8 protein-coding genes and 1 pseudogene are annotated in these 12869 nt (G+C 60.3%); 3 read left to right on the forward strand and 6 right to left on the reverse strand.

Annotated elements, in window-relative coordinates:
• Positions 1-20 precede the first annotated feature (20 nt).
• The 5 genes and pseudogenes from P2T68_RS24720 to P2T68_RS24740 form a co-directional block, all read right to left on the reverse strand.
• Positions 21-1385, reverse strand: a complete 1365-nt coding sequence (locus P2T68_RS24720; RefSeq protein ID WP_014338783.1) for a phosphotransferase family protein — start codon at positions 1383-1385, stop codon at positions 21-23.
• 38 nt (positions 1386-1423) lie between these two features.
• Positions 1424-1872: pseudogene (locus P2T68_RS24725) on the reverse strand (nuclear transport factor 2 family protein).
• A 33-nt stretch (positions 1873-1905) separates the two neighbouring features.
• Positions 1906-2724, reverse strand: a complete 819-nt coding sequence (locus tag P2T68_RS24730; RefSeq protein WP_014338781.1) for an SDR family NAD(P)-dependent oxidoreductase — start codon at positions 2722-2724, stop codon at positions 1906-1908.
• A gap of 65 nt (positions 2725-2789) precedes the next feature.
• Entirely contained in the window at positions 2790-4142 is a 1353-nt protein-coding gene (locus P2T68_RS24735; RefSeq protein ID WP_014338780.1) for a DUF1329 domain-containing protein, read from the reverse strand.
• A 67-nt stretch (positions 4143-4209) separates the two neighbouring features.
• Positions 4210-5880, reverse strand: coding sequence for a DUF1302 family protein (locus tag P2T68_RS24740; protein WP_014338779.1), 1671 nt, complete (start codon positions 5878-5880; stop codon positions 4210-4212).
• Between the two features lie 373 nt (positions 5881-6253).
• Between P2T68_RS24740 and P2T68_RS24745 the strand changes: the two genes are divergently transcribed.
• The 3 genes from P2T68_RS24745 to P2T68_RS24755 all read left to right on the forward strand — a co-directional run bounded on the left by P2T68_RS24745 (position 6254) and on the right by P2T68_RS24755 (position 10997).
• Positions 6254-9817, forward strand: coding sequence for an indolepyruvate ferredoxin oxidoreductase family protein (locus tag P2T68_RS24745; RefSeq protein ID WP_014338778.1), 3564 nt, complete (start codon positions 6254-6256; stop codon positions 9815-9817).
• Positions 9818-9917: 100 nt separating this feature from the next.
• Positions 9918-10475: a GTP cyclohydrolase I FolE gene (gene folE, locus P2T68_RS24750; protein ID WP_014338777.1), complete on the forward strand. Its 558-nt coding sequence runs from the start codon at positions 9918-9920 to the stop codon at positions 10473-10475.
• 63 nt (positions 10476-10538) lie between these two features.
• Complete coding sequence (locus P2T68_RS24755) at positions 10539-10997, forward strand: MarR family transcriptional regulator (protein ID WP_034114523.1); 459 nt, start codon at positions 10539-10541, stop codon at positions 10995-10997.
• Between the two features lie 52 nt (positions 10998-11049).
• Here P2T68_RS24755 and P2T68_RS24760 read toward each other — a convergent pair whose 3' ends face one another.
• Positions 11050-12702 (reverse strand): methyl-accepting chemotaxis protein, encoded by a 1653-nt coding sequence (locus tag P2T68_RS24760; protein WP_014338775.1) that lies wholly within the window; start codon positions 12700-12702, stop codon positions 11050-11052.
• Between the last annotated feature and the right edge of the window lie 167 nt (positions 12703-12869).

Below are 12869 nucleotides of genomic sequence, written 5' to 3' on the forward strand. Positions count from 1 at the left end.
ACGAGGAAGGTTTCAGCGCGTCAGATGACAGGCGGCAGGTCGATGTGGCTGGCGGAGGCGCCAATGGCGGTGCTGCCATAGACCAGGACGCGGCGCTCGATTTGCGCCATGAACAGGCGCAGCAAGGGCTCGTCGTATTCGGGCCCGGCGCTTTTGACAAAGGCCTCCAGCGCTGCATCGATCTCGTTGTAGCCACTGAAGGTGCGGTCCAGCAGGTCTTGCGCTTCTTGTTGTTCCAGCTCGCGCAAGTGCAACTCCATGGCATCACCACGACCCAGGTATTCCACCAATTTGCTCACTGCGCGCAGTTTAGTCTTCTGGAAGTCACTGCTCACTTCCACCTGTGCCAGGGCATCGGCGAGCATGGTCAGCAACGCTGCATTCGGGCCACTGCTGACAATGTCCAGTGTCGGCGTTTGCAGAGCGACCCCCATGGCTTCGGCCAGCGCATGCACCACCACCCGGCGCAGGGCGAGGTCAAACTCGGCGTAGGTGTCATGGGGGTCACCCGGTTGTGGCGTAGCCACCGACGCCGAGAACTGCATCGTGCTGACGGTGGCAAACAGGGCGGTGTGATAACGCACGACATCGGGGTCCGCCGGTTCACCGGTCACTTGCTGGTAGTAGCGATACAGGGCCGCGAAACTGTCCCCGAGCGGCTCATAATTGTCGCGCATGCGCGCCGAAGCCAGGTCGGCCAGGGGATCGCCGATCATGGCGAATTCAAAATCATAGAGGCCAAGCACCTGGCCGTTCTCGAACAGGAATTGCCCCGAGTCATACTGAACGAAAGCAGGCCGGGTGCGGTGCCGTGGCACGTTGCGGCGCAGCCAACCGAGGGCGAATTCGGCCAGCGGTTGCGGCTTGGTTTTATTACGCGCGTACAGCGGGTAATAGGCCTCCAGGCCTGCCAAGGTCATGTCCTCGGCACCTGTTGGGAGATCAATACCCTGCTCGACAAAGGGTTGCAGCGGCAATTGATGCATGCGTGCCATGGCGTCGACCCACTGGCGTGCGACCCCATGGCGTTCGGCATCGCTCTGCGCGGTGCTGACATCACGACTCCCCGGCACCCACTGCATCACGATGGCCTGCGGATCTTCGCAGAAACCGTAGATACGCGGTACCGGCACGCCTTGCTGATCGAGCACAGTGAGAATATCCGCTTCCCGGCGTAGCTCCGGAAATGGACTGACATCCCCCCCGCGCTCGCCACGAATGTGCAGTTGAAGGGTTTCGCCCTCGCGTTGCAGTTCAAGGTTCCAGGCCGGGCGCCAGCGCGGCAGGCGTTGCATGGCAGTGACTTTCCCACCCAGCAGCCCTTCGACAAAGGTACGCAGCTTTTCTTCGAGCGGATCACAGGTCGCATTTATTGTTGTTGACATACAAGGTCCTCATCAGGCGCTGATGACCAGCGCCGTTTTCAATGGGTGTCGGTCACTCCAGCGCCAGGCCCGCCCACCTGTTCCAGCGGCACCCTTTTTTCCTGGCAAGGTCGGCGGTGTCCAGGTACTCGCGCCAGGCACAGATGAGCCCGTTTTCATCCAGCTCATACACCGCCACCATCGAGTGCGGCATGGGGATGCCATTGCTGACGCAGTAATCGTCGCGCTCGGTCATCACCACGCGCTCGGAAGAGACAATGTGGCGCGTGGTGCAGCGGTTATGCGTGACATAACTCATCTGCCGCTCGATCTCGCGACGCAACGCAGCATGCCCGCGGATCACCGGGCCACCCGGCACCCACAGTTGCCAGACGGCGTTGTCGGCGAAGGTGGCCATGATGCGGTCGATATCGGGGCGGCTGCCGTCGCTGCCATCGCCCCAGGCGGCCAGCATGTCGAGGATGAAGCGTTCCTGTTCGAGTGCCATGAAACGGGCTCCAGTGCAGTGAATGGATCGGCATCAGACCGAGGCTTTGGGCAGCAGGAAATTACGCACCACCGGCACCATCGGCGTGCCGCAGCTCATGCCGCCGTCCACGCGCATCAGCGTGCCGTTGACATAGGCCGCGTCGTCGCTGGCGAGGAAAGCAGCCATGGCGGCGATATCTTCCGGCTCGCCCAGTTGCGGTACGTTTTGCAGATCGAGAAAGGCGGCCTTCATGGCCTCGTTGGCCCAGCTTTCCATGGCAGGCGTGCGAATCACCCCCGGTAAAATGCCATTGCAACGAATGCCGCGCTTACCGAAGGTGGCGGCAATGCTTTGCACGTACCAGTTGAGCGCGGCCTTGGAGGCGCCGTAGCTGAACTGGGATATCTCACCGGCAATCGAGCTGGTGGACGAGGTGAACAAAATCGAGCCACTGCCCTGGGCGAGCATGTGCGGCAAGGCGTATTTGCACGCCAGCACACCGCCCAGCACGTTGACACGCATGCAGTTGTGGAACAGCTCGGTGTTGAAGTTGATGAAGTCGATATCGCGCGTGGTGGCCGGGTTTCGGTACACGGCGTTGTTGAACAGCACGTCGATCCAACCGAAGGTCTGGACGGTCTGCTCAATCATCTGCCGCAAGGCGTCTTCATCACCGACGTCCACCTGCAAGGCCAGGGCGTTGGCACCGATTTCCGCTGCCACGGCCTGCGCCGATTCAGCGTAAAGATCGGTGACCACCACCGTGGCGCCTTCCCTGGCAAAACGCAGTGCCGAGGCACGGCCAATGCCGCTGCCTGCGCCGGTGATCACACAGATTTTGCCGGCTAGACGTTTCAGGATCTCGCTCATAAAGGAATCTCGGGACGGATAAAAAAAATCGGCGCCCGTGGCGAACGCCGAAAAGGAGCATGACGTCAGCGGGTCTGCCCCCCGGCGATGGTCTGCGGGTTGGCTTCACGCTCAGCCACCGGTGCCTTTCGGTAGCGCGTCGGGCCATTGCCGAACATGCCGTATTGGTCACGGGTGAAGTCGTACAGCGAGTAGGAATCCTGTTGCGGATTGTTGGGAATGCCGTAGGCCTCGATGTTGTACTGAGAGCCGGTGCGGAACAGCGCACCGCTGTCGTCCCAGGCGTCGTAGACCGCAGCGCCGTAGGTGTCCTCGTCGATGTAGTAGCGACGTTTCTTTTGCGCGTGGCGCACCCCGTCCTTGCGGGTCGCTTCCACCACCCAGACGCGGTGCAGCTCCCAACGCTCACAAGCGGGGTTGATGTGTTTGGGCATGAGCTTCTTGTCCATGTCGCAACCCCATTTCAGCGTGTAGTTGCTGTAGGGAATGAACATTTCCTTCTTGCCCACCAGCTTCCAGTCGAAGCGGTCCATCTTCCCGGAGAACAGGAAGATTTCGTCGTAGAACGCCACCCCGCCGAACGCCGAGTTGGGGGTGTCGTAATTGAACTCCGGGGCCTTGCGCACACGGCGCTGGCCGGTGCTGTAGCTCCAGGCGTATCGGGCGTCGGCGACCGGGTCGAGGTAATCCCAATACCCGGATGCCTGCCCGGCGGTGCGAGCCGGCGCGACAATGCGCGACCAGATACGCTGGGCGATTTTCGGATCGCGCCCTGGCACCTCCAATTGGTAGAAAGGTTTTTCGCCGGTGGACTGGTTGGTGTTGGTCAGCGTCGCATGGCCTTCGTTGACCACGTAGGCACTGTGGTTCCAGTCCCAGCCATTCACGCCCTGGTAGTTGAGGATGTAATTCCACATCAACTCCCGACCGTCACGCGGCAACGGGAATGGCAGGCCGCCACGGCAGCCTTCGCTGATCGACAGACCGTCGTTTTCGGTTTTGCATTCCTTGCGGCTGGCGTTGCGCTGGGTGGCGGCCAGAAAGTCAGCCGGAAAGGCCGCCGTCCGGTGCGTGGGGTACACCTCGAGATAATAGGTGTCGGGGTTCTGCTTGAGCAGTTGCAATTGCCCGGCCGCCAATTGGTCGGCGTACTGATCGGCGTTGGCCGCCGTGATGCGCAAGCGTGGTTTTTCATTGGCGAACGGGTTGGGCCAGTTCCCATCGCCGGGCACCAGGCCTGCAGGCACTTTCAAACCACCGTCGTACGCCGGGATCGTGCCCGCGGCGTTGCCCGCGACTATCGCGCCAAACGGCGTGAGCTTGCCGCCCAGGTCGGCCGGGGTGAAGCTGTCATCGGCCAACGCCGAACCCGCCAACGCGATGACCACCAGGCCTATCGCATGAAAATCAACCATCATGACATTCTCCGATCAGAGGGGGGTGATCACCGAACCCGGCGATCACTGCATTGCATTCAGAGGCTGTTCAGAACGCGGTGCTGAGGGTCAAGGACACCCAGTTACGGTCGGTCAGACCAACATCGCCGGAACCGCCAACCACCGTTTTGCCGACACCGGCGACGTCCGCGTAGTGGCGCTCACTGCCGTAGCCGATGTACGACAGGGTCACGTCAACGCGCTCGTCGTAAGTGCCCTTGATGCCAGCCTTCCAGGTGTATTTCCCTTCGTTGCCACCGCCCGTTGCGGCATTGCCGTTGACGCCGTAATCCACACTCATGGGCGTGGAAATATTCCAGCCGGGGAACACCCCAAGCCATTGCGGCGCAAAGCTGACGGCGAGGCCGACATAGTTCTTGGTGGCGCAGCCGTAGTGCTTGTCCTGGCCCGCCGGGCAGCCGCCATAGCCTTCGCCCTTGAACAGTTCTTCATGCTGGGTCACCCGTGCCACATGGCTGAAAGCCATTTCGGCAATCAGGCTGCCGGTGTCGAAATAATCGGTGCGCGGCAGCAACCACAAGCCGTTGACCACCATGTGCCACGTATCACCCCGGGCACCTTGGTTGTCGACGGTGCTGATATTGCTGGAGACCAGCGAGGTGTTCTGGCGATACGACAGGTCTACTCCCAGGGAGCCACCACCCAGTACCGGGCCAGCGGAATAACCCAGGCCATAGAGCTTGACGTTCTCGGCGTACACATACCGGGCGAAGGTGGGCGCCACCTGCAGGCCCCACGGGTTGTAATCGTCGAACTGGCGATAGAACAGGCTGACCTCCGAGTGCAGGAAGTCGAAGCTGTAAGTGCCCATCACCCCCCAGTTGCCCCGGTCCTTGGGCTTGACCGGATCGATCAACGGCCGTGATACACCACTGAACAGCGGCAAGCGGTCCGGCCCCTCCAGGGCGACGTCGGCAGACGCCAGATAAGTGCCGCCTTCCGGTGCCCGAGTGGTGTCCCATTCGAAGAAATACTGCGCCGCCACCGATAACTTGTCGGTGACCTGTGCCTGGGTGGAAAGCTGCGTCAATGGCAGGAAAATTTCGCGAGTCTCGGTACCGGGGTTGCTCACGGCCTTGCGCCCATCCAGCGGTGCTTGCGAATAGGAGACCGCATGCCCGGCAATCAGCAGGCCATTGCCCCAGTACACGGTGTGTCGACCGGCACGTACGCTGACCGGAATGTCACCGAGTTCGAAGCGGGTAAAGGCGAAGGCGTCCAGCAACTCACCGCTGGGGCCGCGGTGGTAGCGCTTGGTAAAGCCCGAGTAATGGCCGTTGGTGTAGCTCGACGTGCTGGTACCGGGAAACGCGCCGGGGTAGTAGACATTGCCAGGGCTGGTTTCGACATCGGTGTCCGCATATGCCTGGTCGTACCAGGCGGCGCCGCTGATGCGAAAGCCGTTGTACTGCTTGTAAGCCACCTCCATTTCACTCATCCAATCGATGCGATTGGTCACCACATCGCCTCGATCGAACTTGGAATCGGACTCGTCGTAGCTGGCATTGTTGGCCAACGCGGAGTCGCGTCCCTCGGCCCGTATCCCGAGGTTGTAACGTACGGTGTTGTCCCAGCGCGCGGTCAGGTCGGGATTGCCGGTATCAAACTCGGCAGCCTGACCAGGGCTGACGATGAAGGCACACCCGGTCACGCTGAACCAGACGGCCAGGCTTAACGGCTTTAACTTTGCATCGATCATCAACACTCCCCCTACATTCTTGTTGTTATTGGCAGCCGAGGCCTTGGGCCGTTTGGGCCGCGCGATAAGCGCCGGCCCGACGGCATTCGGTATGGCCTGAAGTAGACGGGAGGGGGAGGTTCGGGCACAACGGTTGGGAGCATTGCTCAAATGCATTTTGGTATTGATCAAATGCTCAGGCCCACGGAGGGCGTGCAACACGCAAGCTGTGTCAGCAAGGACCGCTGGACGACTGAGCGGTATTTGAATAACCAATACCGACCCGTCGTTTTTGTGATTTTACGATGACAGAAGCACTCCCTAGACTCCGGCCAATAACTAGGCAACGCCGCTCTCCTGGCGCCGCCATGACAATAAAGCCTGGAGGATGAACATGAGTGCGCCCCCGTCCCTGGATGACAAATACGTCCAGCACAGTGGAAACGTTTTGCTCAGCGGGATTCAGGCGCTGGTGCGCCTGCCGCTGATGCAGCGCCAACGCGACCTGGCCAATGGCCTGAACACCGCCGGGTTTATTTCCGGGTATCGGGGCTCGCCGCTGGGTGGTTTCGACCAGGCATTGTGGAAGGCGCGCGACTATCTCAAGGCGCACCACACAGTGTTCCATCCAGGCATGAACGAAGACCTCGCCGCCACCTCGATCTGGGGTACGCAGCAGGTCAACCTCTTCGAAGGCGCCACCTACGATGGCGTGTTTGGCATGTGGTACGGCAAGGGTCCGGGCGTCGACCGCTGCGGCGATGTGTTCCGTCACGCCAACGCCGCCGGCACCTCGCCGTTCGGCGGTGTACTGGCCATTGCCGGTGATGACCATGGCGCGCGTTCCTCCTCGCTGCCTCACCAGACCGAGCACATCTTCAAAGCAGTCATGATGCCGGTACTGGCACCATCGGGCGTGCAGGAATACCTCGACTACGGCATGCACGGCTGGGCCATGTCACGTTATTCCGGGTGCTGGGTTGCGCTCAAGGCAGTGGCCGATACCGTGGAGAGCGCGGCCATTGTCGATATCGACATTCATCGCGTGCAGCCGATCATTCCCGATATCCCGCTGCCCGAAGGCGGCTTGAATATTCGCTGGCCAGACCCGCCCCTGGCGCAGGAACAACGCCTGCTGGAACACAAGCTGTATGCCGCCCTCGCCTACGCCCGCGCCAATCGCCTCGACCGGATCGTGATGGACTCGCCGAAGGCGCGGATCGGTATCATCACGTCCGGCAAATCCTACCTCGACGTGTGCCAGGCACTGAAAATCCTCGGTATCGATGAAGCCCTGGCGCAGCAGATCGGCTTGCGCGTGTACAAGGTCGGCATGGTCTGGCCGCTGGAGGCTGAAGGCGTGCGGCAGTTCGCCGAGGGCCTGGAAGAAATCGTGGTGGTCGAAGAAAAACGCCACATGATCGAATACCAGTTGAAGGAAGAACTCTACAACTGGCGCGAAGATGTCCGCCCGCGCATCGTCGGCAAGTTTGACGACAAAGGTGAATGGAGCCTGCCGCACACCGATTGGTTGCTGCCCGCCATCAACGACCTGACCCCGGCGATGATCGCCCGTGCGCTGGCCAAGCGTATGTTGCGGGTACATCAAAGTGGCCCGCTGCAAGTGCGCCTGGCCGTGCTGGATGCGCAGCTGGCCAGCAAAGGCCAGTTCAGCAACCTGATGGACCGCGTCCCCCATTACTGCTCCGGTTGCCCGCACAACACCTCGACCAAAGTGCCCCAGGGCAGCCGGGCACTGGCCGGCATCGGTTGCCATTACATGGCCGCGTGGATCTACCCCCAGACCCAGACTTTCAGCCAGATGGGTGGCGAAGGCGTGGCGTGGATCGGCCAGGCGCCCTTCACCACCACCCAACATGTTTTCGCCAATCTGGGTGACGGTACCTATTTCCACTCCGGCATTCTCGCGATCCGGGCTGCCGTCGCGGCAAATGTGCAGATCACCTACAAGATTCTCTACAACGATGCCGTAGCCATGACCGGTGGGCAACCGGTGGACGGCAGCCTCAGCGTGGCGCAGATCAGCCGACAGCTCGCCGCCGAAGGCGTACAGCGCGTGGTGGTGGTCAGCGACGATGTCGAGAAATACCAGCATATCCATGATCTGGCTGATGGCGTGCCGGTGCTGCGTCGCGACAAGATGGACGAGGTGCAGGAACAGCTGCGTCAATTCCAGGGTGTGTCTGCAATCATTTATGACCAGACCTGCGCCGCGGAAAAACGTCGGCGTCGCAAGCGCGGCAAGTTCCCCGATCCGGCCCGCCGGGTAGTGATCAACGAAGCGGTGTGTGAAGGCTGCGGTGATTGCAGCAGCAAATCCAACTGCATGTCGGTGGTGACAGTGGAAACCGAGTACGGCCACAAGCGGGAAATCGACCAGTCCTCGTGCAACAAAGACTTCACCTGCCTCAACGGCTTCTGCCCGAGTTTCGTCACGGTCGAAGGTGGCGCTTTGCGCAAACCCAAGGCGCTGGCGGCTACGGCGGATGACGTCTGGGAACTGCCAACCCCTGCGACCGTTACCCTGGATGAGCCCTACAGCATTCTGGTGACCGGCGTAGGAGGCACCGGCGTGGTGACCATCGGCGCACTGCTGGGAATGGCAGCGTTTATCGAAGGTAAAGGCACACTCAACCTGGACATGGCGGGCATGGCGCAAAAAGGCGGCGCGGTGTGGTCGCATATCCGCATCGCCGCGCATCAGGATCAGTTGTTCGCGCCCCGGATTGCCGAAGGTGAAGCAGCGCTGCTGCTGGGCTGCGACCTGGTGGTCAGCGCCAACACCGAAACCCTGTCCAAGCTGCGCCAGGGCGTTACCCATGCGTTGATCAACAGTGAAGAAAGTATTACCAGCGCCTTTGTGCGCACCTTTGCCCAACAGGCCGAAAGCGGCGATTTGCAGAAACACCCGGACCCGACATTCCAGACCCAAAGCATGTCGGCACAAATCGCCGAAGCGGTTGGCCAGGCCCAGGCCGACTTCGTCGACGCGAGCAAAATCGCCACGGCATTGATGGGCGATTCGATTGCCACCAATACCTTCATGCTCGGCTATGCCTACCAGAAAGGCTGGTTGCCCGTGGGCGAAGCGGCGCTGCTACAGGCCATCGAATTGAATGGCACTGCGGTCCCCTTCAACCTTTCAGCCTTTGCATGGGGCCGGCGCAGTGCCGAAGATTTGCCACGGGTCTTGCGCAAGCTGGAAGCCGGCAACGTGCAGAACGCAGATCGCCGGCTGTCGCAAAGCCTGGAGGAAACGCTGGAACGCCGCGTGGCATTTCTCACGGCGTACCAGAACAAGGCGTATGCCCAACGTTACCGACAACGGGTCGAGCAAGTCATGGCAGCGGAAACGGCACTGCTCGGGCAGCCGGGCAAGCTGTCGGCAAGCGTCGCCCGTTACTACTTCAAAGTGCTGGCGATCAAGGATGAATACGAAGTGGCACGTCTGTTTACCGATGGTCAATTCCTGGAAAAAATCCAGGCGGGCTTCGAGGGCGACTACCGCCTGCGCTTCCACCTGGCGCCACCGCTGCTCAATGATAACGGTACCGGTCGTGAGCCGAAAAAGCGCAGCTTCGGCCCGTGGATGCTGCAAGGCTTCAAGCTGCTGGCCAAGCTCAGGTTCCTGCGCAACACCTGGCTCGATCCATTCGGTCGCACCCACGAGCGCAAGGTGGAACGTAACTGGCTGGCCAACTATGAAAGCATCCTCGACGAAGTGTTGAGTGATTTGACTGCGGACAAGCTGGGCCTGGCTCAGGATCTGGCGCAGTTGCCAGACAGCGTCCGCGGTTATGGTCCGGTTAAAGAACGCTTCCTCGCCCACGCCCGAGAGCGCCAGGCACTTTTGCTTGAGCAGTGGCGCAACGGCACGGGGGCAGCGTTTCACGATGCCAGTCGAACCACAGGAAAAATCACCGTCACCCAACTTTAAGTTCGACACCCCGGCGCTGCGGCGTCGGGGTGTACGTTTTTTTGCCACGTGGCAGGGTATGACGTTCTCTTCTTTTTCAACCTGACAACAAGGTCGACTAATGGACGAAAAGCTGGCGAAAAACTACCGGGAAATACTCCAAGGCGTGGGCGAGGATCCGCAGCGAGAAGGCTTGCTGAATACGCCAGAACGCGCGGCCAAGGCCATGCATTACCTCTGCCATGGCTATCGGCAAACGCTCGAAGAGATCGTCAACGGTGCACTGTTCGAGTCGGACAACGATGAGATGGTCATCGTCCGGAATATCGAACTTTACTCGCTGTGTGAACATCACATGCTGCCGTTTATTGGTAAGGCGCATGTTGCTTACATGCCGACGGGCAAAGTGCTTGGTCTGTCAAAGGTGGCGCGTATTGTCGATATGTTTGCCCGCCGCCTGCAAATTCAGGAAAACCTCACCCGTCAAATTGCCGAAGCTATTGCCCAGATCACCCGTGCCGCCGGCGTGGCGGTGGTAATCGAGGCGAAACACATGTGCATGATGATGCGCGGCGTTGAAAAGCAGAACTCTGTAATGAGCACTTCGGTAATGCTCGGTACTTTTCGCGAGTCGTACAACACGCGCCAGGAGTTCTTGCAGTTGATCCGCAGCCGCTAGGCGATGCACCTGATTCGCCCAGGCATGGCGGCATTCAGTTCAAACATTGACTTGAGGTGCCTAATGACAACTGAATCTACCCTCAGCTTAGTTCTCCATGACGTTGCCCGTTTGATGCGAAAACGTTTCGAGCGATTGACTCGTGCAGCCGGCCTAACGCGCGCTCAATGGCAAGTTCTATCCAAACTGTCCATGCATGAGGGCATTTACCAAAAAGGTCTGGCCGATCTGCTGGAAGTCGAGCCTGTCACTCTGGTACGCCTGCTGGACAAAATGCAGGCGCGCGGTTTGATTGAGCGTCGCAACCACCCCACTGACCGTCGTTTTTTCTTGTTGTTCCTAACCCCGAGTGCCCACCCGCTGCTGCAGTTCATGCGCTCCATTGGCGAGCAGACGCGACTGGAGGCCATGGCAGACTTCTCCCCTCAGGAGTATGACCAATTGCAGCAGTACCTAGAGCGTATGCGTGAACATTTGCTGACGGCTTGCAGCCTGCCCCCGGACGAAGCCACAGCAGGCTAGGTGCAACGGGAATCCACCAAGCACCCATCCGTAGGCGCCCTGGATCGGTCGGTCATATTTCAAAGCGAAAACGTCCTACCGCCAGATTCAGCTCATCGGACAGCTCCCGCAAAGAAACCACGGCTCCGGAGACTTGATGAGTGATCGCATCGCCCTCGCCGGCCATGCGCGCGATGTGCTCGACGTTCGCAGTGATGCCCCGCCCACCCTCGCTCTGCACACTCGCCGCGTCCGCAATCTGGTCCACCCCGCGCGTGGAATCACCGACCAGTTCCGCTGCCTGTTGTAGCGTACTTTCCAACTCAGTCAACAATCGGCCGCTATCATCCAACGCCACCGTGCCGGCGCGCAGGGCTTCGTCGACAACCTCAGACTGACTCTCCAGCTTCACGGTCAGTTCGTTGATCGAATTAGCGGCCGTCGCAGAGCGTTGTGCCAAGTTGCGCACCTCGTCGGCCACCACACTGAAACCGCGTCCGCTCTCTCCTGCCCGCGCCGCCTCGATCGCCGCATTGAGGGCCAACATACTGGTCTGTGCGGAAAGATCCTTGACCTGAGCGATGCTCGTAGTGATCGCCGTCGTGCTCTCGACGAAGTCGCCCACCGAGCCGCGGATCGCTGAGAACGCAAGGCGCACGCTGTCGATCTTCTGAAGCAGTCGTGCCAGTGCCAGGTGTCCATCTTGCGCACCACGCAAACTGGCTTCGGCACAACTGCGCAGGCTCTCTGCATGACGGGAGATTGCTGCAATCCCGTCGCTCATCTGCTCGATGGTCATCGAAACCGCACCCACCGCACCGGCCTGTGCGGTAGAGCTTTCGGCCACCCGAGCAGAGGTTTCCACAAGTTCCTCCGCCGACGCGCCAACCGATGCCGCAACGCCGGCTACCTTGCGCATGGCCTGCTGGAAGCTATCAATGAGCTCGTTGAATGCCTGGGCGGTATGGGCAACCTCATCTCGCCCCATGACCCGCACACGTCGGGTCAGGTCGCCGTCGCGCAAGTCGATCGACGCCTGCTCGATTTCCCGGATGGGCCGGATGATCTGTGAACGCAATAACAGACTGACCACCACAGCCAGTATGCTGGCGACCAGCAATACCACGACCAGCATCTGCGATACCTGTCGTTGCGTGGCACCGGCCTCGGCAAAGGCGCCAGAGGTCAGCTCCGCCTGCAGCCCCAGAAGGCGGCTGAATTGGCCTTGTAGCCCATTGTTATCGGCGCGCGCCCTTCCGAGCAGCGAAGCAGCCTGTATCTGATCGCTCAGGGCGGTGCGCTTGAAATCGGCAAGGCCCTCGCCAACGACCGCGGCCTGTTCCTGCACGGCCTGGTAGAGGGCTTTCTCCTCGTCACCCAGGCGCGTCTCACGGGCTACCTTGTCCAGCCCCACGCGCATATCGTCGACACTGGCCTGCATGTCTTCCAGATAGGACTCAAGGTCTTCAGCAGAAGCTTGCCCGTTGGATTCGAGAATTCGCGCGCCTGCCGCATAAGCGCCGACCATCGCCGCCTGCGAGGCGGCCGAGGTTTCCAATACCTGGCGATACTGCTGAAAGCGCAACTGGTCTATTTCCTCAATCACCGCTTGCTGCTTGGCAAGCCCCCGGTAGGCCAGACCGGAGACAACCAGGAGAGCGAGCATGAATAACCCGGGCAACACGAGGAGTTTGCCGCCGATAGAAAGGCCTTTGAGAAGTGACATGATGGGTACCGTTTTTGTTTTTATAGGGACATGACTGGGCAGGCAACTCTCCCGCCTAATTCTTTATACAGTATTTAATTCTTCTTTCAGAATAAAAATAACTATTTGCCCCCCATCAATGACCGGTTCCAGCGAGCGCGCACGCGCATCGACGCCTCATCACCTCA

This window comes from Pseudomonas sp. G11, from assembly GCF_029457515.1.
Lineage (GTDB): Bacteria > Pseudomonadota > Gammaproteobacteria > Pseudomonadales > Pseudomonadaceae > Aquipseudomonas > Aquipseudomonas gorinensis.